The sequence below is a fragment of the Pseudarthrobacter defluvii genome (assembly GCF_030323865.1).
In the GTDB taxonomy this organism is placed as follows: domain Bacteria; phylum Actinomycetota; class Actinomycetes; order Actinomycetales; family Micrococcaceae; genus Arthrobacter; species Arthrobacter sedimenti.
Genome location: NZ_CP066362.1, coordinates 365,766 through 390,127 on the forward strand (window position 1 = coordinate 365,766; position 24,362 = coordinate 390,127).

The 24,362-nt window shown below is 66.2% G+C and carries 18 protein-coding genes, 1 pseudogene and 3 riboswitches; of the genes and pseudogenes, 7 read left to right on the top strand and 12 right to left on the bottom strand.

Features of this window, described 5'->3' with window-relative positions; genetic code table 11:
- The first annotated feature begins 253 nt into the window (after window positions 1-253).
- Window positions 254-511 carry a hypothetical protein gene (locus JCQ34_RS01790; RefSeq protein WP_286401213.1) on the top strand — a complete coding sequence of 86 codons (258 nt, stop codon included), beginning with the start codon at window positions 254-256 and terminating at the stop codon, window positions 509-511.
- A 145-nt stretch (window positions 512-656) separates the two neighbouring features.
- Here the strand turns inward: JCQ34_RS01790 and JCQ34_RS01795 are convergent, their stop codons facing one another.
- Window positions 657-3,242, bottom strand: coding sequence for an ATP-dependent DNA ligase (locus JCQ34_RS01795; RefSeq protein WP_286401214.1), 2,586 nt, complete (start codon window positions 3,240-3,242; stop codon window positions 657-659).
- Window positions 3,243-3,282: 40 nt separating this feature from the next.
- Here JCQ34_RS01795 and JCQ34_RS01800 point away from each other — a divergent pair, with 40 nt between their 5' ends.
- The 3 genes and pseudogenes from JCQ34_RS01800 to JCQ34_RS01810 all read left to right on the top strand — a co-directional run bounded on the left by JCQ34_RS01800 (window position 3,283) and on the right by JCQ34_RS01810 (window position 5,840).
- Window positions 3,283-4,413, top strand: a complete 1,131-nt coding sequence (locus JCQ34_RS01800) for a Ku protein (protein WP_286401216.1) — start codon at window positions 3,283-3,285, stop codon at window positions 4,411-4,413.
- Window positions 4,414-4,562: 149 nt separating this feature from the next.
- A pseudogene (locus tag JCQ34_RS01805) lies at window positions 4,563-5,405 on the top strand (class I SAM-dependent methyltransferase).
- 3 nt (window positions 5,406-5,408) lie between these two features.
- Window positions 5,409-5,840: an SRPBCC domain-containing protein gene (locus JCQ34_RS01810; protein ID WP_286401219.1), complete on the top strand. Its 432-nt coding sequence runs from the start codon at window positions 5,409-5,411 to the stop codon at window positions 5,838-5,840.
- A 118-nt stretch (window positions 5,841-5,958) separates the two neighbouring features.
- On the opposite strand, the gene JCQ34_RS01815 is transcribed toward JCQ34_RS01810, so the two are convergent.
- The 5 genes from JCQ34_RS01815 to JCQ34_RS01835 all read right to left on the bottom strand — a co-directional run bounded on the left by JCQ34_RS01815 (window position 5,959) and on the right by JCQ34_RS01835 (window position 10,773).
- Window positions 5,959-6,237 carry an HPr family phosphocarrier protein gene (locus JCQ34_RS01815; RefSeq protein ID WP_142131405.1) on the bottom strand — a complete coding sequence of 93 codons (279 nt, stop codon included), beginning with the start codon at window positions 6,235-6,237 and terminating at the stop codon, window positions 5,959-5,961.
- A gap of 66 nt (window positions 6,238-6,303) precedes the next feature.
- Window positions 6,304-8,397 carry a PTS fructose transporter subunit IIABC gene (locus JCQ34_RS01820; RefSeq protein WP_286401223.1) on the bottom strand — a complete coding sequence of 698 codons (2,094 nt, stop codon included), beginning with the start codon at window positions 8,395-8,397 and terminating at the stop codon, window positions 6,304-6,306.
- A 2-nt stretch (window positions 8,398-8,399) separates the two neighbouring features.
- Entirely contained in the window at window positions 8,400-9,422 is a 1,023-nt protein-coding gene (locus tag JCQ34_RS01825) for a 1-phosphofructokinase family hexose kinase (protein ID WP_286401225.1), read from the bottom strand.
- Window positions 9,419-10,225 carry a DeoR/GlpR family DNA-binding transcription regulator gene (locus tag JCQ34_RS01830; RefSeq protein WP_286401228.1) on the bottom strand — a complete coding sequence of 269 codons (807 nt, stop codon included), beginning with the start codon at window positions 10,223-10,225 and terminating at the stop codon, window positions 9,419-9,421. Before JCQ34_RS01830 ends, JCQ34_RS01825 begins: the two co-directional genes overlap by 4 nt.
- Window positions 10,226-10,515: 290 nt before the next feature.
- Window positions 10,516-10,773, bottom strand: coding sequence for a DUF6458 family protein (locus JCQ34_RS01835; RefSeq protein WP_141158415.1), 258 nt, complete (start codon window positions 10,771-10,773; stop codon window positions 10,516-10,518).
- 172 nt (window positions 10,774-10,945) lie between these two features.
- Between JCQ34_RS01835 and JCQ34_RS01840 the strand changes: the two genes are divergently transcribed.
- From JCQ34_RS01840 to JCQ34_RS01850, 3 genes are all read left to right on the top strand, one after another.
- Window positions 10,946-11,563, top strand: a complete 618-nt coding sequence (locus tag JCQ34_RS01840) for an alpha/beta hydrolase (protein ID WP_286401232.1) — start codon at window positions 10,946-10,948, stop codon at window positions 11,561-11,563.
- Between the two features lie 200 nt (window positions 11,564-11,763).
- Window positions 11,764-12,501, top strand: coding sequence for an HAD family hydrolase (locus JCQ34_RS01845; protein ID WP_286401235.1), 738 nt, complete (start codon window positions 11,764-11,766; stop codon window positions 12,499-12,501).
- Between the two features lie 139 nt (window positions 12,502-12,640).
- On the top strand, window positions 12,641-14,986 hold the full coding sequence (locus JCQ34_RS01850; RefSeq protein ID WP_286401238.1) for a glycoside hydrolase family 65 protein: 2,346 nt from the start codon (window positions 12,641-12,643) through the stop codon (window positions 14,984-14,986).
- 10 nt (window positions 14,987-14,996) lie between these two features.
- Here the strand turns inward: JCQ34_RS01850 and lipA are convergent, their stop codons facing one another.
- The 6 genes from lipA to gcvP all read right to left on the bottom strand — a co-directional run bounded on the left by lipA (window position 14,997) and on the right by gcvP (window position 23,577).
- A complete protein-coding gene (gene lipA, locus JCQ34_RS01855) occupies window positions 14,997-16,010 on the bottom strand; it encodes a lipoyl synthase (protein WP_286401242.1) in 1,014 nt (337 codons plus the stop codon).
- Between the two features lie 58 nt (window positions 16,011-16,068).
- Window positions 16,069-17,544 (bottom strand): L-serine ammonia-lyase, encoded by a 1,476-nt coding sequence (locus JCQ34_RS01860; protein WP_286401245.1) that lies wholly within the window; start codon window positions 17,542-17,544, stop codon window positions 16,069-16,071.
- Window positions 17,545-17,627: 83 nt separating this feature from the next.
- Window positions 17,628-18,929 carry a serine hydroxymethyltransferase gene (glyA, locus tag JCQ34_RS01865; protein WP_286401248.1) on the bottom strand — a complete coding sequence of 434 codons (1,302 nt, stop codon included), beginning with the start codon at window positions 18,927-18,929 and terminating at the stop codon, window positions 17,628-17,630.
- A gap of 29 nt (window positions 18,930-18,958) precedes the next feature.
- Complete coding sequence (gene gcvH / locus JCQ34_RS01870; protein ID WP_286401250.1) at window positions 18,959-19,342, bottom strand: glycine cleavage system protein GcvH; 384 nt, start codon at window positions 19,340-19,342, stop codon at window positions 18,959-18,961.
- Window positions 19,343-19,570: 228 nt separating this feature from the next.
- Window positions 19,571-20,704, bottom strand: coding sequence for a glycine cleavage system aminomethyltransferase GcvT (gene gcvT, locus JCQ34_RS01875; RefSeq protein ID WP_286401251.1), 1,134 nt, complete (start codon window positions 20,702-20,704; stop codon window positions 19,571-19,573).
- 11 nt (window positions 20,705-20,715) lie between these two features.
- Window positions 20,716-23,577, bottom strand: coding sequence for an aminomethyl-transferring glycine dehydrogenase (gene gcvP, locus JCQ34_RS01880; RefSeq protein WP_286401254.1), 2,862 nt, complete (start codon window positions 23,575-23,577; stop codon window positions 20,716-20,718).
- Between the two features lie 160 nt (window positions 23,578-23,737).
- Window positions 23,738-23,838: riboswitch (glycine riboswitch) on the bottom strand.
- 290 nt (window positions 23,839-24,128) lie between these two features.
- A riboswitch (glycine riboswitch) is annotated at window positions 24,129-24,227 on the top strand.
- Window positions 24,228-24,322, top strand: a riboswitch (glycine riboswitch).
- Window positions 24,323-24,362 lie beyond the last annotated feature (40 nt).

Consider the following 24,362-nt stretch of genomic DNA (forward strand, 5'->3'; position numbering starts at 1 on the left):
CTGGGAAGCAGGCTGATGAACAGCGCCGTTACCAAAAATTTTCCAAATCGCCCCGTTTACACCCGCCAACTTCCGGGAAACCGGGCGCAAACGTGACGGCAACCACTGTCCTTGAAGGGGGTTCCCAGCAGGGGCAGAGGTGCCTATGGTAGAGCGATGAACACACTTCTTTCCGGGCAGTAAGCCTGCGTGCCCGGGCGCTTTCGCTGGCGTTTCGTCTCAAGGAAAACGAGGGAAGAAGGGAAGAACCAAAATGGGTGAAGAATCCCACCAGTTCCACATCAAGCCTGAGGTGGCAGACCACCTGGCTGCGGCAATGGATGCTCCAGTGGCACCCGGCCCTGCAGCGATCGGCGGTGTTCCGCTGGCGCAGCAAAGCGGGTGGCCTGACGGGTACGGTAAGCGCCGGCATCCGAAGGACAACGCTTCCGGCCATGGCCGCTTTGGCCACGAAGCAGCCGTGACGGCGGTCCACCGCACCGGCAGGCCGCAGATGCCGCACTCCTCGTAGCCGGGGGGAGCGTGCGCCTCGCGACACGCGCATTCAAAATCGACACTGAAATTACCTGGCGCCCCCGGAATATGGGCGCGCCGGGTAATTTGTGCGTCGCGGACCCGTGGGCGCGTCGAAAACCGCCGCTCCCGCCGGACTTGCCTCAGCCTTCCCGGACAACGTCCGCCGGGTCCTTGTCCACGCGCCAGCCCCGCCACCGTGGGTGCCGGAGCCTGCCCGGCCCGGTCCATTCGCTGTACGTTACTTCGCCCACCAGTTCCGGTGCCACCCAGTGTGCGTCGGCAGAATCGGGGCGGGGGACCTCGTGGAACGGCGAGCTTTTCCGGCCCAGCCGCTCCACCGTTTGCCGCAGCTCCGTGAGTTCACGGCTGCTGAAGCCGGAGCCGACGCGGCCCACGTACTGCAGCTTGTCGCCGTCGGGAATCCCCACCAGCAGTGATCCAACGGTCTCCTGGCGGCCGCCCTTGCCCGGACGCCAGCCGCCCACCACCACTTCCTGGGTCTGTTCCGTCTTGAGTTTGATCCATGTCCGGGTCCGCTGGCCGCTGACGTAGCGGCTGTCGGTCCGCTTGGCCATGATGCCTTCAAGCCCAAGCTCCTGCGCGCTGGCCATGAGGAGTTCAACGGACTCCGCCAGCACCATGGACAGGTCCACAGGGCAGTCGGACGGCTCGAAAAACTCCTCGAGCCGTTGCCGCCGTTTGCTGAGCGACAGGCGCCGGAGGTCCCTCCCGTCGTCGAACAGGAGGTCGAACAGCATCAGCTGGACCGGGATGGTGGTGCGGGCTTTGGCGACGTCGGCGGCCCGGGTGAGCTTCATACGGCCCTGCAGGAGGCCAAAGTCAGGCCGTCCGCCGGGCCGGACGGCGATGATCTCACCGTCCGCCACGAAGGGCTGCTCCGGCCAGCAGCCCCGGTCCGTGAACTCGGGGTAGGTGCGGCTGACATCGTTGCCGTTGCGCGAGAAGATGCGCACCCTTTCCCTGTCGGCCACCAGGATGGCCCGGACGCCGTCCCATTTGAGTTCGTATTGCCACGAGCTGCCCTGCAGGTCAACCGTGGTGCCGGACGTGGCTATCATGGGCTGGTATTCCAGCGGGTCCGCAACGGTGCCGGTGGCAGGCTCTGCCGGCACTTGAGGCGTGGCTTCCTGCTCCGGCGCCGCACCGCCGTCGTCCTCTTCGGGATCGTCCGGTTCCTCGTCCGGCTCCTCGTCCGGCTCCCCGGCCGGCTCCTCAGCCGGTGCCGCTGAAGCGGATTGAACCTGTCCCGCCGGAGCCGCAAGCCGCCGTCGTCCGCCTGGCTGCTCCTGGTCCATCAGGTGGATGAGCCACTGCCCTTGGGCGTCCTTGCCTGGGCCCCTTCCGGTGTGGATCAGCGCAATCTTCTTGGTGCCGCCCAGCCCGCCGTCCTCGGCGCCGGTCAGCGTGACGATGACCTCCCGGCCGTTGATCCACTTGTGCAGTTCATAGGTGCCGGTGTCCCAAATGGTCATGACGCCCGCGCCATACTCGCCCTTGGGGATGGTCCCGTGGAAGGTGAGGTAGTCCATGGGGTGGTCCTCGGTCTGGACAGCCAGGTGGTTCTTGCCGCCGGACTCCGGAACGCCCTTGGGAAGTGCCCAGGATGCCAGGACGCCCTCGTGTTCCAGCCGGAGGTCCCAATGCAGCCGGCTGGCGTGGTGCTCCTGGATGACAAAGCTGTTGCCGCCTGCGGGGAGGCCGGCGAACGGCTCGGGCGTGGCGTTGGGATCGCGCATGGCGCGGTACTTGCCCAGGCGGGGATCGGCGTCGTTCGCTTCCTCGTGGTCGTCCGCCGCGGTTGGTGCCCCGCCACCTGCGGCGCTGACGACGGCGGCAAACGGGTCCTTCCCGTCCCGCACCCTCCGCAGCACCTCCTGGTAGTCGAGGTGCTTCAGGTTGGGCGAGTCGATCTCCCGCCACGTCCGCGGTGCAGCCACCAGGGGGGTGGGCCGGCCACGCAACGAGTAGGGGACGATGGTGGTTTTCGCCGCGTTGTTCTGGCTCCAGTCCACCAGTACCTTGCCTTTGCGCAGCGACTTCTTCATGTCGCTGACTGCGAGGTCCGGGTGGTCGGCCTCGAGTGCGCGCGCCAGTTCCCGGGCGAACGCGGAAATCTGTTCGGAGGTCTGGGTCCCGTCCAGTGCGGCGTAGAGGTGGATGCCCTTGCTGCCGCTGGTCACCGGCACCGGGTTCAGGCCCACGTCCTGCAGGATGGCGCGGGCCAGGAGGGCCACCTCGCGGCACTCCTGCAGGCCGGCTCCGTCGCCCGGGTCCAGGTCCAGCACCAGCCGGTCCGGATTCAGTTGGTTGCCGTGCGAGTCCACCCGCCACTGCGGCACGTGGATCTCCAGCGAGTTGATCTGGCCGAACCAGGTCAGGGTTGCGGCATCGTTGACCAGGGGGTAGTGGATGGTGCGGTCCTTGTGCGTGATCGCCGCCCGAGGCAGCCATCCCGGGGCCGAATCCTCCAGCTCCTTTTGGAAAAACACTTCCCCGGGCTTGTCCGCCGTGCCCACTCCGTTAACCCACCGCTTGCGGGTGGCCGGGCGGTTGGCTGCCGCAGGAACCAGGACGTGGGCAACCGCGGCGTAGTAGGCCAGCACGTCCGCCTTGGTGGTGCCGGTCTCCGGATAGATGATTTTGTCCAGGTTGGTGAGGGTCAGTTCCCGCCCCGCCACCCGGACACGCTCCCTGCTACCGGCCACAGGGCTTCACCTCCGGCCCGCTCTGATGTTGACTGTAGGAATGAGAGCCATCTGGAAAGGTGCCATCGCGTTCGGCCTGGTCAACGTGCCCGTGAAGGTCTACAGCGCCACTGAGGATCATGACATCAGTCTGCACCAGGTTCACAATGCCGACGGTGGCAGGATCCGCTACCAGCGCCGGTGCGAGGTGTGCGGCGAGGTGGTGGACTACTCGGACATCGAGAAGGCGTTCGACGAGGACGGCCGTACCGTGGTGCTGTCCAAGGATGAGCTCAAATCCATCCCGGCGGAAAACAGCCACGAGATCGAAGTGGTGCAGTTCGTCCCGTCCGAGCAGCTTGAACCCATGATGTTCGAGAAAAGCTACTACCTGGAGCCCGACTCCAAGTCGCCCAAGGCCTACGTGCTGCTGCGCCGGGCGCTGGAGGACACGGACCGGGTGGCCATCGTCCAGTTCGCCTTGCGGGAAAAGACCCGGCTGGGGGCACTACGGATCAAGGACGACGTGCTGGTGCTCCAATCCCTCCTGTGGCCCGATGAGGTGCGGGAAGCCAACTTCCCGTCCCTGGAAGCCGACATCAGGATTTCCGCGCAGGAGCGGGACATGTCCGCGGCGCTGGTGGAGTCCATGGCTGCCGACTTCGAACCTGACTCCTTCACGGACGAGTACCAGGTGCAGCTCCGCCAGCTCATCGACGCCAAGCTCGAACAGGGCGAATCGCTGGACACGGAGGAGACCTTCGGCGTCGAGGCCGGCGAGGGCGGCAAGGGCGAAGTCATCGACCTCATGGAGGCCCTCAAGCGGAGCCTGGACCGGAAACGCGGCGGCGGGGAAGCCGCCTCCGCCGGCGGAAGTTCCGATGACGTGGCGGACACCGGGGACGGGGAAGCCGAGCCGGCCAAGCCGGCCCGCAAAGCCTCCGGCACCAAGGCTTCCAGCACCGGGGCAGCCTCGAAGACGGCCGCGAAGACCGGCACGGACGACGCAAAGCCGGCCGCCAAGTCGGCCACGAAGTCCACCGCCACGAAGTCCACCGCCGCCAAGTCCACTGCCGCTAAGGCAACCGCATCCAAGTCCACCGGAACCAAATCAGCGGACACCAAATCCAGCGGAACAAAGACCGCAGCCAAGCCGGCCGCCAAGACCACCAGGGCGCGCAAGCCGGCCTGAGCAGGAATCACGCGCCCGCCAGCCTGCCCGGCGGCAGTCCCGCCTTTACAGCGGCCTCCATCGCGTCCACAATGAGTCGCATCACAGCCTCCGCTGTGCCAACAGCGTGCTGTCAGCCATTCGGACCGGACACGTAGAGGGGCACGGGCATGAGCCAGCAGACCGATGCAGTGGAGGCGGACCGGGAGCTCAAAAAGAAGCACCGGGCCATGTGGGCGTCCGGGGACTACCCGGCCCTCGCGGACGAGATGCTCCTGGAACTGGGCGCCGTACTGGTGGAGGCCACCGGCATCCGGCCGCGCCAGCGGGTCCTGGACGTGGCGGCGGGAACCGGCAATGCCGCCATTCCGGCAGCAATGATGGGCGCCAAGGTGGTTGCCAGCGACCTCACCCCGGAGCTGTTCGAGGCGGGGCGGCGGGAAGCGGCGAACCGGGGCGTCGCCCTGGACTGGCAGGAAGGTGATGCCGAGGCTTTGCCTTTCGACGATGCCGAGTTCGACGCTGTCATGTCCTGCATCGGAGTGATGTTCGCGCCGCACCACTAGGCGGCCGCCGACGAATTGCTCAGGGTTTGCAAACCGGGCGGCTCCATCGGGTTGCTGTGCTGGACGCCGGAAGGATTTGTCGGCCAGATGCTTGCCGCCATGAAGCCTTTCGCGCCGCCGCCCCCGCCCGGTGCACAGCCTGCGCCGCTGTGGGGGAGTGAGGGCCATGTCCGCGAACTGCTGGGGGACAGGATCACGGACGTCCATACCCGCAAGCAGAACCTGGCCGTCAAAAGCTTCCACCAGCCCGCGGACTTCGTCAGGTACTTCAAGTCCCACTACGGCCCCATGATCTCCGTTTACAAGTCGCTCGCGGAAGACCATGACAGAGTCAACGCGCTGGATAAGGCCCTCACCGATTTGGCTGACTCCTTTGGCGACGCCCACGGCGATTCCCCGTTCCAGATGGAATGGGAATACCTGCTTTTCACGGCAAAGAAGGCCTGAGCCATGACGGAAAACCACGTGGCAACCTCAGTCATCACCATCAACGCACCTGCCGAACACGTCTGGGGCGTGCTCACGGATCCCGCCGCCGTGAAGGAGTTCATGTTCGGAACCACCCTGGAGACCGACTGGAGCGTTGGCAGTCCCATCACCTGGCAGGGCGAGTGGAACGGGAAGACGTACCGGGACAAAGGCCGCATCCTCCATGTCGAACCGGGGCGGAAACTGGTGCATACCCACTTCAGCCCCCTGTCCGGCCAGGAGGACAAGCCGGAAAACTACCACACGCTCGAGTGGACGCTTGAGGACCAGGGCGGCACCACTCGCCTGTCGCTGGCGCAGGACAACAACCCCACCGAGGAAGCCGCCGCACACTCCAAGGGCATGTGGGACAAACTCCTGGCCGACGTCAAGGCGCTCGCCGAACGCGGCTGACTGTTCCGGGCACCCAGGTAGGCCGGGGCGCTTAAAGCCAAGCGGCCGCCGTCGGACGTTCCCATTTAGGGAAGCCCGACGGCGGCCGCCGGCTTTGTGGCTTGGGGCAGCGTTGCTGCTACTCGGCGTCGTGGTCCGTTTCCAGAATCTGCACCAACCGGTCCAGCGCGTCGTCTGCGCCGGCACCTTCGGCGCGGAGGACCACCACGTCACCGTGCGAGGCGCCCAGGCTCATGAGGGACAGGATGCTGGCAGCGTCCATGGCTTCGTCGGCCGGCTCGCCTTCACGGGCGATGGTGATGTCCAGGTCGAACTCTCCGGCTGCCTCGGCAAAGATGGCGGCCGGGCGGGCGTGCAGGCCCACGCGGCTGGCAACGGTTGCTGTGCGTTCTGGCATTTTTGCTCCTTTGTCTTTCGGCGTGCTGAGGGTTCAGCGGCCGGTGAGGTGTGTGGCTAAGCCGGCTCAGACGGTTGCGGGAACCGGTTCAACCGTATCAACGGTCTTCTTGACTGCCCAGCGCTTGAGGCCAACGACGGCCAGCGCGCTGACCACGGTGCCGGCGATGATCGAGACGACGAACATCAGCAGGTTGCCGATCGCGAAGAAGACGAAGATGCCGCCGTGGGGGGCCTGGGAGGTCACGTTGAAGGCCATGGTGAGTGCGCCGGTGAGTGCGCCGCCCAGCATGGAGGCGGGGATGACGCGCAGGGGATCGGCCGCGGCGAACGGGATGGCGCCTTCGGAGATGAAGGACGCACCCAGCAGCCAGGCTGCCTTGCCGTTCTCGCGTTCGGCCAGGCTGAACACCTTCTTGTCCAGGACCGTTGCCAGTGCCATGGCCAGCGGCGGAACCATGCCGGCCGCCATCACGGTGGCCATGATCTGCCACGGAGCCTGGTTGGTGGCGCTGCCGGCGCTCAGGCCGGCCACGGCGAACGCGTAGGCAACCTTGTTGACGGGGCCGCCCAGGTCGAAGCACATCATGAGGCCAAGGATGATTCCAAGGACGACGGCGGAAGCACCGGTCATGCCGGACAGCCAGTTGTTGAGCGCCGTGGTGAGTCCGGCGATGGGTCCGCCCAGGACCAGGAACATCAGGCCGGAGGCAACGATCGAGGCGAGCAGGGGGATGATCACCACGGGCATCAGGCCGCGCAGCCAGCGGGGGACCTGCCAGGTTCCGATCAGGTGGGCGATGTAACCGGCCAGCAGGCCGCCCACGATGCCGCCCAGGAAGCCGGCGCCCATGAATCCGGACACCGCACCCGCAACGAAGCCCGGGGCGATGCCGGGCCGGTCAGCGATGGCGTACGCGATGTAGCCGGCCAGTGCGGGGACCAGGAAGCCCATGGAGAGCGCGCCGATCTTGAATGCTACGGCGCCCAGGTAGATGGCCAGGCCGCCCTCGGGCAGGTTGCCGAAGTTGTTCTGCACCACCACCTTGTCAGCGACGCCGGTGATGTCATAGCCGCCCAGGAGGAAGCCCAGCGCAATCAGCAGGCCGCCGCCGGCAACGAACGGAATCATGTAGCTGACGCCGGTGAGCAGGGCCTTCTTGAGCTTCTGGCCGATGTGCTCGCCCTTCTCCTCAGCCTCGTGCTCAGCCTGTTCCTCGGCACCGAAGTGCGGAACGCGGTGGGCGTTGGGGTTCTCTGCCGCGGCGAGCGCTTCGCGGACCATCTTGTCCGGCTCGTCGATGCCGCGCTTGACCGGAGCGTTGATGACCGGCTTGCCGGCGAAGCGCTCCTTGCCGCGGACATCCACGTCAACGGCGAAGATCACGGCGTCGGCCGCTGCGATGACCGCGGGGTCCAGTGGCTTGGCCCCGGAGGAGCCCTGGGTTTCCACCTGCAGGTCGACGCCCATTTCCTTGGCAGCTGCCACCAGCGAGTCGGCAGCCATGTACGTGTGGGCGATGCCGGTGGGGCAGGCGGTCACGGCCACGAGGCGCCTGGACCGTGCAGGGGTTGAGCCGGCGGCAGATCCGTCGGCGCTTGCGCCTGCAGCGGCTGAAGAACCTGCTTCACCGGCGCCTGCTGCCGCGCCAACAGTGGCGCCGACCGGAACGGCGTCAACCGGGGCGGCAGCGGCGTGTGCGGCGGGCTTGTCGGCCAGGGCGCCGTCCACGAGCTCCACGATTTCGGCCTGTGAGGAGGCGTTGCGCAGGGCCGCGGTGAAGTCCTTTTTGATGAGGGACCGGGCCAGCTTGGAGAGCAGCTTCAGGTGCTCCTGGTCCGCCCCGTCGGGAGCGGCGATGAAGAACACCAGGTCGGCCGGGCCGTCCTTGGCGCCGAAGTCAACCTTCGGGTCCAGCCGTGCCATGGCCAGGGTGGGAACCGTGACGGCGGCGGAACGGCAGTGCGGAATGGCGATGCCGCCAGGGATGCCGGTTGCGGTCTTCTGCTCGCGGGCGAAGGCATCGGCGAAGAGTCCTTCGACTTCCGACGCGCGTCCGGTGGCAGCTACCTTGCTTGCCAGATGCCGGATCACCGTCTCGGGGGCGTTGCCCAGGTTCTGGTCGAGCTCGACCAGGTCCGTGGTGATGAGCTGGGTCACTGTCAATCCTTTCGAAGGGCCGTGATGGTTACGGCATCCGGGGTGGTTTGGTCTGCTGCCGGAACAGTGGATCCGGGCAGCGAGGCAGCGGCGGCACCGTGGGCCACCGCCTGACGAAGGCAGTCGGCGGGGGCGGCGCCCCGGCCGTGGGCAAGCAGGTAGCCGGCAAGTGCGGAGTCGCCCGCACCCACCGTGCTGACCGCGGCGACCGGCGGGTGCGTGGCAAGCCACGCGCCGTCGGCCGTTACGAGGACAGCTCCCTTGGAACCGAGAGTTGCCAGCACAGCACCCACACCGGAACGTACGACGGCGGCTGCGGCGGCAGCGGCAGCCGCCGGGTCCGCTTCCAGCTCGTCACCGGAGGCCGGGGCAAAACCGGCGGCTGCGGCCAGCTCCGCCAGTTCTTCGGCATTGGGCTTGAGGAGGTCCGGTTTCCCGGAACCCGTGGTTGTTCCGCTGGTGCCTGTGCCGTCGTCGGGGGTTCCGGCGTCGGTCAGGGCAGCGGCGAGGGGTGTCCCGGAGGAGTCGACGGCGATCAGCGGCGAATTGCCGTTGCCCGCCTCCCGAATCCGGCGGGCCACCGTGGCGTAGAAGTTGTCCGGGAATCCGGGCGGCAGCGAACCGGCCAGGACCACCCAGCTGGCGCCGCGGGAGCTTTCCAGCAGGAGCTTGATGAGCGCTTCCTGCTGGTCCGCGGCAAGGACGGGCCCGGGCTCGTTGATCTTTGTGGTCACGCCGCCGGGCTCGGTGAGCGCCACGTTCGTGCGCAGCGGCTCGTCGATGGGGAGGGATATGAAGGGGACTGCACTTTCGCGCAGGCCGGCCAGGACGGGATCGCTGTCCGCCCCTGGCAGGACGGCAAGGGATTCGAGTCCGGAGGCCACCAGGGCGCGGGAGACGTTGACGCCTTTGCCGCCGGATTCCTGGCGGACGGAGACGGCGCGCTGTACTTCGCCGCGCGCCAGGGGCCCGGGGAGGGCCACTGTGCGGTCGAGGCTTGGGTTGGCCGTGAAGGTGACGATCATGCGATCACCACATCAACGCCGGCCTCTTCCAGGGCGGAGGCGAGTTCAGGTCCGGGTTCACTGTCTGTGATCAAGGTGTCCAGGTCTTTCAGGGAGGCGAACTGGACCAGCGTTTCCGTGTCCAGTTTGGAGGAGTCGGCCAGCACCACAATGCGGCGGGCCGACTGGACGAAGGCTGCCTTGACGGCGGCTTCTTCAGGATCGGGAGTGCTGACGCCAAAGGTGGCGTGGATGCCGTTGGTTCCGATGAACGCGATGTCCGGGCGGATGCGGCTGGCGGCATCCACCGTTGCCTGGCCCACGGCCACCTGGGTGAGTCCGCGGACCCGGCCGCCCAGGATCTGCAGGGCGACGCCGGGGACGTTGGAGAGCTTGCTGGCGATGGGTACAGCGTGGGTGATAACCACCAGTTCGTGCTGCGGCCCGGTTCCGTCGGAAGGTTCGACGGCGGTGCGTCGCGCCAGCAGGTCCGCCAGCACTTCGGTGGTGGTGCCGCCGTCCATGAGGACGCTGGCCGGCGAGTTCCGGGGGATCAGTGTGAGGGCGGCCTGGGCGATCCGGACCTTTTGGTCCGGCCGCTGGATGGCCCGCTCGGTGACGCTTTCCTCGGTGGTGCTGAAGCGGTCTGCCGCCACCGCTCCACCGTGGACGCGCCGTACGGTGCCGGCGTTCTCCAGAGCGGCAAGGTCACGGCGGATGGTTTCCGTGGTGATGCTGAAGCGCTCAGCGAGCAGGGTCACGCTGACCCGGCCGTTGCCGGCCACAAGCTCGGCAATCTTCTGCTGGCGCTCCTCGGCGAACACGTACCCTCCGTTGCGTAGTGGCTGTCGTGACTTGGATCACTCTGGTGTTGAGTTACTTGACTTTATCTTTGCTTCTGTTGGTTTGTCAATGGAAACCAACATGAAACAAGATTTAGATCTGCGAAGGGTTGGAATTCCTGCTCCGAACGACGGATTGGGAGTGTTGTGGCCTCCAGCTCTGGACAAGAAAGCCGGGCCGGGACGCGAAAAAGCCGGGCTGAACGCTTTGGTCCAGCCCGGCTCTTCGGGTTCTTTTGTTTCGAGGCGCCTTGTCCCCGGTCCGCCGGTGGTTAGATTCCGCCGTCGCGGCTTTCATGGCGGGTGATGCGCTCGCCGGTGTTGGGATCGATGACGGAGCGGGACTCGCTGACGCGCCGGCTGCGGCCGGGGGAAGCTAGGATGAGGGACGCGATCAGTCCGATCACGCCCACGGCCATCAGGATGTAGCCCACCAACTGCTGGTCCACGAATGGAATGAGTCCGGGAGCCACTGCCCAGGCAAGGATGGCGCCGAGGGCGATGAGGAAGATTGACGAGCCGATTCTCATGACTTGCTCCTTATAACCGCGTCCTGCGCGGCGCTGGTAGGGCGTTACGGAAAGGTGGTGCGTCACTGCCAAAAGCTAAGCCTGCTGTCTGTCAAGCGTCACGCTACCTCCCAGTGATTCGGGATTCAATGACCCGGCCGTGAGGACAGGCACGTCTCGCTAGGCTGTTCCGGTGGAAACAGTTGTGTGGTCCAAGCCCGAAGGCCAGCGTGCCGGCACTCCGTTGCTGGTGATGATGCATGGTTACGGCACGGACGAGTCGCGGATGGTGCGCCTTTTCGAATACCTGCCACAGGAGTTCACCTGTGCCGCCGTGCGCGCCCCGATGCCGATTGGCGACCACTGGGGTTGGTTCCTGCTGGACTACTTCCTGGCGAACGACTTCGCCGACGTCATTTCCGCAGCCAACTCCGTCCGCGCGTGGATCAGTTCCGTCAGGGACCAGCACAGCAGCGTCACCCTCATGGGCTATTCCCAGGGCATGGCCATGGCCACCACGCTCCTGCGGCTGCACCCCGAGGACTACAAGGCCGTTGTGGGGTTGTCCGGCTTCGTCCTCAAGAACGAGCTCCTCACGGTCATGGATTCCTTCGAGGCCAAGCCGCCCTTCTTCTGGGGGCGGGACAAGGCCGATCTGGTCATCAACGAGGACGCCATCGCCTACACCGCCGAATGGCTGGACCAGAACACGTTGTTGACGCCCCGGACCTACCCGGGGATGGGGCACGCGATGTCCAAAACGGAGATGGTGGACGTCAGCGCCTTCCTCCGCCATTACGTCCTGCGGTGACTGATTATCCGCTGCAGCGGAGGGTAAGAAAAAACAGTTGCCAGCGAAATTTGCAAGCGCTTACACTCGTCTACGGCCATGATCGGTCCTGCAGTGGGCGGACAAGGGAGTGATGCTGCGCGCATGCCGCGCAGCTGAACCTCCTTTCGGCTGCCCGGCGGGGCCGGCTGTCCACCAACAGAGAGGACACCGCACCGCCGATGACACAAGAAACTGCAGCTGATACCGCCGCCTGGACCGGCGCCGCAGCAATCCTGTTCGACCTGGACGGGGTGCTGACGCCCACAGCCAGCGTGCATGAGCGGGCCTGGCAGGAGCTGTTCGATGGCTACCTTGCCTCACAGCCAGGTGTTTCCGGCTACAGGGAAAGCGACTACTTCGACCATATCGACGGCAAGCCGCGCTTTGACGGGGTACGCGACTTCCTGGCCTCACGTGGGATTACCCTGCCGGAGGGCCCGCTGGATGACGATCCCTCCCACGACACCGTCCATGGTCTGGGCAACCGGAAGAACGCGGTCTTCAACGACATCGTGAGCGCCGGCGTCGAACCGTTCCACGGCTCTGTCCGCTTCCTCCAAGCCGCGCTTGACCGCGGACTCAAGGTCGCCGTCGTCTCCTCCTCCCGCAATGCCCCCGCAGTCCTGAAGGCCGCCGGCCTCAGCCGGCACTTCGCCGTCGTGGTGGACGGGGTGGTGGCCGCGGAGCAGGGCCTGCCAGGCAAGCCAAACCCGGCCACGTACGAATACGCCGCCAAGCTGCTGGACCTGTCCAGCTCCGAGTGCGTGGTGGTCGAAGATGCGGTGTCCGGTGTACAGGCCGGGCAGGCGGGATCATTCCACTCCGTCATCGGCGTGGACCGCGGAGCCGGGCGGCAGACGCTCCTGGACGCCGGCGCCACCCTGGTGGTCAACGACCTTCAGGAACTCATCCCCTAAACCCATCCGGGAGCCGTTGCCTTCCCCCGGGCAACCCCGCTATCCCACCCACCGCAGCACCAATCCAGTTACCGCATTTCCCCCGAATACTCCGTGCCGGCCAGCCCGGCAGCACAGCAAGGCCAAAAGGACCCCGACCATGGCATTGATCACCGCGGACCGCGAACGGTTCCCCGACACCCCCTGGCAGCTCGTCGAAACCCGCTACGAGACCCATGGAGCCGCAACGCTTGAGACCCTGTTTGCCCTCGGTAACGGACACCTGGGCATCCGGGGCGCCCACTGGGCGGCGGCCGATGCCGAACTGCCGGGAAGCTTCATCAACGGGCTGCACGAGATCTGGGACATCAAGCACGCCGAGAACGCGTTTGGCTTCGCCCGGACCGGGCAGCGCATCCTCTACATTCCGGACGCCAACAACTTCACGGTAGTGGTGGACGGGGAAAGCCTCAGCCTGGCCGAGTCCGAGGTGCTGGACTACCGGCGGACCGTGGACTTCTGTACCGGAATCTATGAATGCCGCATCACCTGGCAATGCCGGTCCGGCGCAACCGTGACCACCACGGAGCGGCGTGCCGTGGGCTTCGCGTCGCGGGGCGGCCTCGGCATTTCGCTGGAGGTGGCAACGAACCAGCAGGTTTCCCTGGATGTCACCTCGTCCGTGATCAACCGCCAGGACCAGCCGGTGGAAGACCACTCCGTGCACGATCCCCGCCGCGCCGGCCGCCACGCAGGGCGCGTGCTGCTGCCGTTGCGGCTCGACGGCGGCGACGGCTCCCTGCGCCTGTCGTGGGAGGCGGCGGAGTCCAAGCAGCGGGTGGGCATCGCCGTGGACCACTGGACGTCGCCCGGGCACCAGCCGTTCGAGACGCTGGTTGACCAGGACGACAGCAGTGTCCGGTACGTCCTGGCGGTCGACGCTGATGAGCCGTTCCGGCTGGAGAAGAGCGTCAGCTACGCCGCCGGCCGCACCATCCAGGACCCGGAAATCGACGCAGCCGCCGTGGCGGAAGAGGCGCTGCGGCCGGTGAGTGACATCTTTGCCGAGAGCGAGGCGCACTTCCGCAGCTACTGGGCCACGTCCGACATCGTGGTGGAGGGCGGCCGGCCCGGGCTGCAGCAGGCCATCCGGTGGAACCTGTTCCAATTGGCCCAGGCCACCGCGCGTGCGGATGTTGCCGGCATTCCCGCCAAGGGCGTGACCGGGTCCGGCTACGAGGGGCACTACTTCTGGGACCAGGAGGTGTACCTCCTGCCGTACCTTACCTACACCAATCCCGACGGCGCCCGGCAGGTCCTGGAATTCCGGCACAGCATGCTTCCCGAAGCCAGGATCCGGGCCAAGGAGCTGAGCGTGGACGGTGCCCTGTTCCCGTGGCGCACCATCAACGGGCTCGAAGCCAGCGCCTATTACGCTGCCGGCACCGCCCAGTTCCATATCGCGGCAGCCATCGCCTTCGCCACCAACAGGTACCTCTGGTCCACCGGTGACACCGCGTTCCGGGACGGAATGGGTGCCGAGTTGCTGATCGAGACCGCCCGGATGTGGATCTCACTTGGCTTCTTCGGTAAGGACGGGCTCTTCCATATCCACGGCGTCACCGGCCCGGACGAGTACACGGCCGTGGTGAACGACAATCTCTATACGAACGTCATGGCCCGCTTCAACCTTCGCGCGGCCGCTGCCCTTGAGCACGCCGGCATCACGCTGGAGGAGCGCCAGCTGTGGGAGGCTGCGGCCAGCCGGATGAACCTGCCGTTCGACGAGCGCATGCAGGTGCACTCCCAGGACAACGACTTCATGACCCTGGAGGCTTGGGACTGGACCACTCCGCGGTCCAAGTACCCGTTGCTGCTGCACTTCCACCCCTTGGTGATTTACCGCCACCAGGTGCTGAAGCAGGCGGATACGGTCCTGGCCATGTTCCTGCAGTGGCAGGACTTCACTGCGCAGGAAAAGCAGCGCGCCTTCGACTTCTACGATCCCCTCACCACCGGCGATTCCACGCTGTCCGCCTGCGTGCAGGGCATCATGGCGGCGGAGGTGGGCTACTCGAAGGAAGCGCTGGAGCACTTCACCAACGCCGCCTTCATCGACCTGGACGACACCCACGGCAACACCATCGACGGCGTCCACATCGCCTCCACCGGGGGAGTTTGGAGTTCGCTGGTGTGCGGGTTCGCTGGCATGCGCGACCAGGGCCCGGTGCCGTACTTCGATCCCCGCCTGCCCGCCGAATGGGACGGACTGGCCTTCCACCTGAAGATCCGGGGGCGCCTGCTGCTGGTCCAGCTCGCCGCCGGTTCCATCACTCTCACGGTGCAGGAGGGTGAGTCGCTGGAGGTGGACGTCCGCGGCCAGCTCCTCACGGTGGGGGCAGGGCCCGTGCAGGTACCGCTTGAACCGGTCGTGGAGCCGGAGCCCACGGTTTTCCCCAGCGGACTGCCGACGGCGAGCATCCCGGTGGTGCGCGGGAACAGCTGACGTTGCGCTGCTAGCCCGCCAGGAGGGTGGCGGCTTCCTGGCGGGTGGTGCCGGAGTCCTGGATGCCGTCGGCGATGTGGGCGAGTTCAGCGGGGATGTCGCGGCCTTTTTTGCGCATGGCGGTGGCCCAGAGGCGCCCGGCGCGGTAGGAGGATCGGACCAGGGGGCCGGACATGACGCCGAGGAACCCGATTTCTTCGGCTTCGTGCTGGAGGTCGACGAATTCCTGGGGCTTGACCCAGCGGTCCACGGGCAGGTGCCGCTCACTGGGGCGCAGGTATTGGGTGATGGTGATCAGGTCGCACCCTGCCTGGTGGAGGTCTCGGAGGGCTTCGGAGATTTCCCCGCGAGTTTCGCCCATGCCCAGGATGAGGTTGGATTTGGTGACCATCCCGTGGTTGCGGCCCTGGGTGATGACGTCCAGGGAGCGGTCGTAGCGGAACGCGGGGCGGATGCGCTTGAAGATCCGGGGGACGGTTTCGACGTTGTGGGCGAAGACTTCGGGTTTGGAGTCGCAGATCGCTTTGATGTGGTCGGGGTTGCCGGAGAAGTCGGGGATGAGCAGTTCGACGCCGGTGCCGGGGTTCAGTTCGTGGATCTTGCGGACGGTTTCGGCGTAGAGCCAGACGCCTTCGTCCTCGAGGTCATCGCGGGCCACGCCGGTGACGGTGGCGTAGCGCAGCTGCATGGACTGGACGGAGCGGGCCACCTTGGTGGGTTCGAACCGGTCCAGGGGTGAGGGTTTGCCGGTGTCGATCTGGCAGAAGTCGCAGCGGCGGGTGCATTCGGACCCGCCGATCAGGAACGTGGCTTCCTTGTCTTCCCAGCATTCGAAGATGTTGGGGCAGCCGGCTTCCTCGCAGACGGTGTGCAGGCCTTCCTTTTTCACCAGGTTCTTCAGCCCGACGAACTCCGGGCCCATCTGGACCTTGGCCTTGATCCACTCCGGCTTGCGCTCCACCGGAACCGCAGCATTGCGCTGCTCGATCCGCAGCATCTTCCGGCCTTCAGGTGCCAATGTCATGGTCTTGTTTCCTTTGTTCGGTGGTTTTGCCGTTGGCTGAGCGTGTCGGGAACCGGTGTCAGCATTCGACGACGTTGACGGCGAGGCCGCCCATGGCGGTTTCCTTGTATTTGTCGCTCATGTCTTTGCCGGTTTCGCGCATGGTGATGATGACTTCGTCGAGGGAAACCCGGTGGGTGCCGTCGCCCCAGAGGGCCATTTTCGCGGCGTTGATCGCTTTCGCGGCGGCGATCGCGTTCCGTTCGATGCACGGGACCTGGACCAGCCCGCCGATCGGGTCACAGGTCAGGCCCAGGTTGTGTTCCATCGCGATTTCGGCCGCGTTTTCCACCTGCGCCGGGGTGCCGCCCATGACCTCCGCCAGGCCGGCGGCGGCCATCGAGGACGCGGACCCGACCTCGCCCTGGCAGCCGACCTCTGCCCCGGAGATCGAGGCCTGTTCCTTGTACAGCACCCCGACCGCGCCGGCGGCGAGCAGGAACCGCACCACCACACCGTCCCGGTCAGCCTGGGTGGCCTGGTCCATGCCGGGGGCGAAGTGCAGCGCGTAGTACAGCACCGCGGGGATGATCCCGGCCGCCCCGTTCGTCGGCGCGGTGACCACCCGCCCGCCGGAAGCGTTCTCCTCGTTCACCGCCAACGCCACCAAGTTAACCCACTCCTGCCAATACCGTGGATCGTGCCGGCCCGCGTCCCAGGCCGCGTCCTGGTCCTCGCTGTTGTCCTGGTCCTCCAGGCCGTCGGCGCATTCCTTCTTCAGCCGGTCGTACCAGTCCGGGGCCCGGCGGCGGACCTTCAACCCGCCCGGCAGCACCCCGTCCCGCTTCAGGGACGTGGCCACGCAGTTTTCCATCACCGACCAGATCTGCAGCAGCCCGGCCCGGATCTCCCCCTCATCCCGGGAGGCCAGCTCGTTCCTGAACATCACATCGGCGATGCCCAGCCCGGTCACCGCGCAGTGCTCCAACAGCTCAGCAGCGGTCCGGAACGGCAACGGCAACTCCTCCTTGGACGCATCCAGTTCCTGCTGCGCGGCATCCTCCCCACCCTCCCGGACGATGAACCCGCCACCGACCGAGAAGAACGTCGCCGCATGCAGCACCTCCCCGCCCGCATCAGAGACGGTGAACGTCATCCCGTTCGTATGCCGCGGCAACACCGTCAACGGCCGCAGCACCATATCCTCCACCCCGTACGGCAACGGCACACCGCCACCGGAAGCCTCCACCGCCCCGGCCAGGTTCAGGACCCCGGTCTCCGCGATCGAAGCCAGCCGCTCCTCCACCTCCGCCGGCAGGATCAACTCCGGATGAAACCCCTCCAACCCCAACAGGACCGCCGTCATCGTCCCATGCCCATGCCCCGTCGCCGCCAGGGACCCATACAAATCCACCCGCAACGACCCCACGGAACCCAGCACCCCGGACCCCACCAACTCCTCGGCAAAAACAGCAGCAGCCCGCATCGGCCCCACAGTATGCGAAGACGACGGACCAATACCGATCGAAAAAAGGTCAAAGACACCAACAGCCATGCGGGGATTCCTAACTAAAAATTACGATCGGAGCGGGTTTCGACGGGCTCAACCACCTCTGGCTGAGCCCGTCGAAACCAAGTTCAGGACAGCGGTGCGATGCCCGGGTAGAGCGGGTGGGCTGCGGCGAGTGCTTCGACGCGGTGACGCAGACCGGAAAGGTCGGCATCGGCGTCGGCGATTAATGCCTCGGCGATGATGTCCGCAACCTCGCGGAAGGCGTCCTCGCCGAAGCCACGGGTGGCCAGGGCGGGGGTGCCGATGCGCAGGCCCGACGTCACCATCGGAGGACGTGGGTCGAAGGGGACTGCATTGCGGTTGACGGTGATATCGATTGCCGCGAGTCGGTCTTCGGCCTGCTGTCCGTTGAGCGCGCAGTTCCGCAGGTCCACGAGGACCAGGTGCACATCCGTGCCTCCGGACACCACGCTGATGCCCTTGGCCGTGACGTCGGGCTGGACCAGGCGCTGGGCCAGGATGCGGGCACCTGCGAGGACCCGCTCCTGCCGCTCACGGAACTCCTCGGAGGCGGCGATCTTGAACGCCACAGCCTTGCCGGCGATCACGTGCTCCAGCGGCCCGCCCTGCTGCCCCGGGAACACGGCGGAGTTGATCTTCTTGGCAACGTCGGGGTCGTTGGACAGGATGATGCCGCCGCGCGGACCGGCAAGGGTCTTGTGCGTGGTGGAGGTGGTGACATGGGCATGCGGGACCGGCGACGGGTGCAGGCCCGCGGCCACCAGCCCGGCGAAGTGCGCCATGTCCACCATCAGATAGGCACCAACGGAGTCCGCGATCCGCCGGAACTCAGCGAAGTCCAGCTGCCTTGCGTAGGCCGACCAGCCAGCCACGATCAGCTGCGGCTTGTGCTCCTGCGCCAGCCGCTCCACTTCCGCCATGTCGATGGTGTGGGTGTCCTCACGGACCTGGTACGGCACCACGTTGTACAGCTTCCCGGAGAAGTTGATCTTCATGCCGTGGGTTAGGTGGCCGCCGTGGGCAAGGTTCAGGCCCATGATGGTGTCACCGGGCTTGATCAGTGCGTGCATCACCGAGGCGTTTGCCTGCGCGCCGGAGTGCGGCTGGACGTTGGCGAACTCCGCGCCGAACAGGGCTTTCACCCGGTCGATGGCGAGCTGCTCGATAACGTCCACGTGCTCGCAGCCGCCATAGTAGCGCTTGCCGGGGTAGCCCTCGGCGTACTTGTTGGTCAGTACCGAGCCCTGCGCCTGCATTACGGCTGCGGCAGTGTGGTTCTCGGAAGCGATCATTTCCAGGCCGTCGCGCTGGCGGCCCAGTTCGTCGTCGATCTTTGCCGCGATCTCGGGGTCCAGGACGGACAGGTCGGCGTTCAGGCTGGGGGAGACCACCTGCTCGAAGGCCATGGTTGTACCGGTGCCTGCGGCCGCGGCGCTCACAGTTCGCCGCCGTTTGCCGCAGCGTATTCCTCAGCGGACAGCAGCGGGCCTTCCTCGGTGACGGCCACCTTGAAGAGCCAGCCGGCGCCGTAAGGGTCGCTGTTGATGAGTGCGGGGTCGGACACCACGGCGTCGTTGATCTCGGTGACCTCACCGGTGACGGGCGCGTAGAGGTCGGACACGGACTTGGTGGATTCCACCTCGCCGCAGGTCTCGCCGGCGGTCACGGTAGAACCCACCTCGGGCAGATCCACGTACACAATGTCGCCCAGGGCATCGGCGGCCACGGCGGAAATACCAATCCCCGCAGGCCCGGACCCGTCAACAGCAACCCATTCATGCTCGGCGGAGTACTTCAGTTCAGCTACAACGTTGCTCATAATTTTTCCTATTGTTCGTGTGTGAAAAGTGAGAGAGCGTCCGCACTAAACCCGCCAAAAGTGAGCGGGCGTCGGTCTAAAACCCACCAAAAGTGAGCGGGCGTCAGGCCCCTGCGGGCCGGCCTCCGGCAGCATGCGTCTAAGGGAGCGTCACGTCCGCCCAGCGGGCGTCTACGCGACCGAGCATGCAGAGGAGGGCGGCCCGTTGGGCCAACCAGCCGCGCCGGCCTACTTTTGGCGACGGTAGAACGGCAGGGCTACTACTTCGAAGCGTTCGGGCTTGCCGCGGAGGTCTACGTCCAGGACGGTGCCGGGCTCGGCGAATTCGACGTCGACGTAGGCCATTGCGATGGGGTAGCCGAGGGTGGGCGACGGCTGGCCGGAGGTCACTTCGCCAACGAGGGTGCCGTCCTTGAGGACAGGGTAGTGGCCGCGGGCGGCGCGGCGTCCGGCGCCCTTGAGGCCCACGAGCTTCTGACCGATGGTGGAGCCGACGCCGGCAGCCTTGATGGCGGCCAGGGCTTCCTTTCCCACGAAGTCGCTTTCCTTGGCCAGCGACACCACCGGGCCCAGCCCAGCCGCGTAGGCGTTCACGTGGCGGGAGAGCTCGTTGCCGTAGAGCGGCATGCCTGCTTCAAGGCGGAGGGAATCACGGGCTGCGAGGCCGGCGGGGACCAGGCCATGTCCTTCCCCGGCTTCCAGCAGTGCTTCCCACAGCGCGGGCGCGTCCAGATTGGGAACGTAGATTTCGAACCCGTCCTCGCCGGTGTAACCGGTCCGGGCCACGAGCAGGTCGCGGACGGCACCCCCGAAGCTGACGCCCACTTCAACTGCGGCGTAGTACTTCAGATCCGTGACCAGGGCGTGCTGTTCTGCGGGAACCAGCTGCAGCAGGATGGCCTCGGCGGCGGGACCCTGGACGGCGATGAGGGAAGTTTCCACGGAGGCATCTTCAACGGTCACGTCGAAGTTGGCGGCGCGTTCCTGCAAGGCATCGGCCACCACCTTCGCGTTGCCCGCATTCGGCACCACGAGGAACTTGTCATCAGCCCTGCGGTAGGTGATGAGGTCGTCGATGATGCCGCCGTCGGCGTCACAGATCAAGGAGTACTTGGCCTTCCCGACGGCGACCGCGGACAACTTGCCGGCAAGGGCGTAGTCCAGGATCGCGGCAGCGTCCGGCCCGGTCACCCAGACCTCGCCCATGTGGGAGAGGTCGAACAGGCCGGCAGCCTTGCGCACGGCGTGGTGTTCGGCGAGCTCGGAGTTGTACTTGAGCGGCATCTGCCAGCCACCGAAGTCCGTGAAGGAGGCCCCGGCCTTCTTGTGCTGCTCGTAGAGAGCGGTGTAGTTCTCAGTCATTGGGTGAGTCCTTAGTTTTCGAAGTCTTCAAGCGGCGGGCAGGAGCAGATCAGGTTCCGGTCGCCGGCGGCGCCGTCGATCCGTCCCACCGGCGGGAAGTACTTGTCCTGCCGCAGCGAGGGCACGGGGAACACGGCCTGTTCGCGCGGGTAGGCGCGGTCCCAGTCGGAACTGACGACGGCGGCAGCCGTGTGGGGTGCGTTGCGCACCGGGGATGCCTCCAGGGAGAAGTCCCCGGCAGCAACCTGCTCAATCTCGGCGTGGATGGTTATCATGGCGTCGATGAAGCGGTCGATTTCCGCGAGGTCCTCGGACTCGGTGGGCTCCACCATCAGCGTCCCGGCGACAGGGAACGCCAGGGTGGGGGCGTGGAAGCCAAAGTCGATCAGCCGCTTGGCCACGTCCTCGGCGGTCACTCCAGTCCTGGCGGTGAGTTCACGCAGGTCCAGGATGCACTCGTGCGCCACCAGACCGCCTTCACCGGTGTAGAGGACCGGGTAAAACTCGTTCAGCCGGGTGGCGACATAGTTTGCAGCCAGCAGCGCGGACTTGGTGGCCTCGGTCAGGCCCTCCCCGCCCATCAGCTTCACGTAGGCCCAGGAGATGGGCAGCACGCCGGCCGAACCGAACCGCGAGGCTGAAATGGCAACGCCGTGTCCCTCCACTGCGCCCCCGGAAGAAGCGTTGTTGGCGTCGCCCGGCATGAATGGTGCTAGGTGGGCCTTGGCAGCAACAGGGCCAACACCGGGTCCGCCGCCGCCGTGCGGGATGCAGAAGGTCTTGTGCAGGTTCAGGTGGGACACGTCGCCGCCGAACTTGCCCGGCTGGGCCAGCCCAACGAGCGCGTTCAGGTTGGCACCGTCCACGTATACCTGGCCGCCGGCGGCGTGCACGGCGTCGCAGACCTCACGGACGTCGCCGTCGTACACGCCATGGGTGGACGGGTAGGTGATCATGATGCAGGACAGAACATCCTTGTGCGCCTCGATCTTGGCCGTCAGGTCCTCGTGGTCGATGGTGCCGTCAGATGCAGTGGCCACGACAACCACCTTCATCCCTGCCAGGACGGCGGAGGCGGCGTTGGTGCCGTGCGCCGAAGCCGGGATCAGGCAGACGTTGCGCTGCTGGTCACCGCGGGAGTGGTGGTAGCCGCGGATCGCCAGCAGGCCTGCGAGCTCGCCCTGGGATCCGGCGTTGGGCTGGATGGAAACCTGGTCGTACCCGGTAATCTCGGCCAGGTCTGATTCAAGACCAGCAATCAGTTCGCGCCAGCCCTCGGTCTGGGAGTCCGGGGCGAACGGGTGGATGGAGGCGAACTCCGGCCAGGAGATGGCTTCCATTTCCGCGGTGGCGTTCAGCTTCATGGTGCACGAACCCAGCGGGATCATGGTGCGGTCCAAGGCCAGGTCCCGGTCCGACAGCTTCCGGATGTAGCGCAGCAGCTGCGTCTCGGACCGGTGCGTGTTGAACACCGGGTGCTCCAGGTAGCCGGAGGTGCGCAGGACCGATTCAGGCAGTTCGAAGCCTTCGGCGTCGCCCACCGGACCCGCGCCAAAGGCGACCGCGACGGCGGACAGCGTTGCCGCCGTCGTCGTCTCGTCCAGGGAGACGCCCACCGTGTCCTGGTCGACAAAGCGCAGGTTAATGCCGCGGGCTTCAGCGGCGGTGATCACCTTGGCGGCCTTGCCCGGGACGCGCACGGTGAGGGTGTCGAAGAAGGAATCGGTGACCAGTTCACGGCCCATGGACGCGAGGGCGGTGGCCAGGACGCGTGCCTTGTGGTGGACGCCTTCGGCGATGGCCTTCAGTCCATCCGGGCCGTGGTAAACCGCGTAGAAGGAGGAAACGATGGCCAGCAATGCCTGCGCGGTGCAAATGTTGGACGTGGCCTTCTCGCGGCGGATGTGCTGCTCGCGGGTCTGCAAAGCCAGCCGGTAGGCAGGGGCGCCGGCGTTGTCCTTGGAGACGCCCACCAAGCGGCCGGGGAGCGAGCGTTCCATGCCCTTCTGGACGGCCATGTAGGCGGCGTGCGGCCCCCCAAAAAACAGCGGCACGCCAAAGCGCTGGGTGGAGCCGACAGCGATGTCGGCGCCCTGCTCGCCCGGAGGGGTGATCAGGGTCAGGGCCAGCAGGTCAGCTGCCACGGTGACCAGGGCGCCGCGGTCCTTGGCGGCGCTGATGACTTTGGACTGGTCCCATACCCGGCCGGAAACCCCGGGCTGCTGCAGGACGACGCCGTTGATGGCACCTTCCGGCAGGCCCTTGGAGAGATCCGCCACTTCAACTTCGAAGCCCAGCGCCTCCGCGCGGCCCTTCACGATGGCGATGGTCTGGGGGAGGCAGTCAGCGTCGAGGAGAGTCCTGCCGTCCTTGGCGTCTTTGTTCTTATTGGCACGCCGCATCAGGAGCACGGCCTCGGCCACCGCGGTGGCCTCGTCCAGCAGTGAGGCGTTGGCCACCGGGAGTGCCGTGAGGTCCTGGACCATGGTCTGGAAGTTCAGCAGCGCCTCGAGGCGGCCCTGGGAAATCTCGGGCTGGTACGGGGTGTAGGCCGTGTACCAGGCTGGGGACTCAAGGATGCTGCGGCGGATCACCGGCGGAGTGACCGTGTCGAAGTACCCCTGGCCGATCAATTGGACGGCGGTCTTGTTCTTGCCGGCGAGCTTGCGCAACTCCGTGAGGACCTCAACCTCGCTGAGGGCGTCCTGGAGGCGGAGGGCGGTTTCCTGCCGAATGGAGGCCGGGACGGCAACGTCCACCAGGCCGTCCACGCTGTCGTAGCCCACGGCCTTGAGCATGGTTTCGACGTCGGCCTGGCGGCGCGCGCCGATATGGCGGTCAACAAACGATGTTGGAAGCGATTGAATCGTCATGAGGAACTCCAGTTCTGGCCGGCCGAAGGTGGCACGGCGTGGGATGGGTTCCTCCCCGCTCTGTATTGGACCTGAGAGATTCCGCGTTGCCTGCTCTTGGCAGGGGGCCGCTTGCACCGTCGGTGAACCAGGCAAAAGCCCGGTTGCTTTCCAGAGTCGCCTCGCCATGACGGTACGTGGGCCTGAGAGATTCCTGGGGAGGATTTGCTCCTACGGCGCCTGCCCGGTGTTTCGCCGGGAGGACTCTCCCGTCACAGCTCGAAAGGCTTATTCAAATGTGGGTGATTCGGCTCACAAGGTATCGGGATATGCGGCCGGTGGCAAATCGCGGGCTCCTGAAGCGGGTCAGATACAGGAAGATGACAGGGCCTTGCTCCGCTTGTGTCGGGAAGGGTTTGACATTGCATCGTGACGGACACCACACTGATCCCCGGGATTGGCGCCGTCTGCGGCTGGCTCAGCGTATCCGGAGCAGTCCGACTGCCGGCGCCCGTCCCGACGCATGACCGCTGCGGCCCTTACGGGCTGCGGTTTCCAACTGAACATGCCTTCGACCTGCGGCGGGAGAGCCTTGCCGGGTACATTTAGCAGGCGCCGTAGGAGCAAACCCTCCCCAGGAAACTCTCAGGCCCACGTACCGCCGCGGACAGGCAACTCTGGAAAGCAGCCAGGCATGCCCTGGCTCACCGACGGTGCAAGCGGCTTGGGCTGCGGAAACTCTCAGGTTCCCTACAGAGCGGGGAGGAACCAAATCTTTTGCGGTACCCAAAATGCCGCTTTACCGA

Coding starts and splice junctions, on each gene's coding strand:
- JCQ34_RS01790 (WP_286401213.1), top strand. CDS start 254: ATGGGTGAAGAATCCCACCAGTTCCACATCAAGCCTGAGGTGGCAGAC.
- JCQ34_RS01800 (WP_286401216.1), top strand. CDS start 3,283: ATGAGAGCCATCTGGAAAGGTGCCATCGCGTTCGGCCTGGTCAACGTG.
- JCQ34_RS01810 (WP_286401219.1), top strand. CDS start 5,409: ATGACGGAAAACCACGTGGCAACCTCAGTCATCACCATCAACGCACCT.
- JCQ34_RS01815 (WP_142131405.1), bottom strand. CDS start 6,237: ATGCCAGAACGCACAGCAACCGTTGCCAGCCGCGTGGGCCTGCACGCC.
- JCQ34_RS01825 (WP_286401225.1), bottom strand. CDS start 9,422: ATGATCGTCACCTTCACGGCCAACCCAAGCCTCGACCGCACAGTGGCC.
- JCQ34_RS01835 (WP_141158415.1), bottom strand. CDS start 10,773: ATGAGAATCGGCTCGTCAATCTTCCTCATCGCCCTCGGCGCCATCCTT.
- JCQ34_RS01845 (WP_286401235.1), top strand. CDS start 11,764: ATGACACAAGAAACTGCAGCTGATACCGCCGCCTGGACCGGCGCCGCA.
- JCQ34_RS01850 (WP_286401238.1), top strand. CDS start 12,641: ATGGCATTGATCACCGCGGACCGCGAACGGTTCCCCGACACCCCCTGG.
- lipA (WP_286401242.1), bottom strand. CDS start 16,010: ATGACATTGGCACCTGAAGGCCGGAAGATGCTGCGGATCGAGCAGCGC.
- JCQ34_RS01860 (WP_286401245.1), bottom strand. CDS start 17,544: ATGGCTGTTGGTGTCTTTGACCTTTTTTCGATCGGTATTGGTCCGTCG.
- glyA (WP_286401248.1), bottom strand. CDS start 18,929: ATGGCCTTCGAGCAGGTGGTCTCCCCCAGCCTGAACGCCGACCTGTCC.
- gcvH (WP_286401250.1), bottom strand. CDS start 19,342: ATGAGCAACGTTGTAGCTGAACTGAAGTACTCCGCCGAGCATGAATGG.
- gcvT (WP_286401251.1), bottom strand. CDS start 20,704: ATGACTGAGAACTACACCGCTCTCTACGAGCAGCACAAGAAGGCCGGG.
- gcvP (WP_286401254.1), bottom strand. CDS start 23,577: ATGACGATTCAATCGCTTCCAACATCGTTTGTTGACCGCCATATCGGC.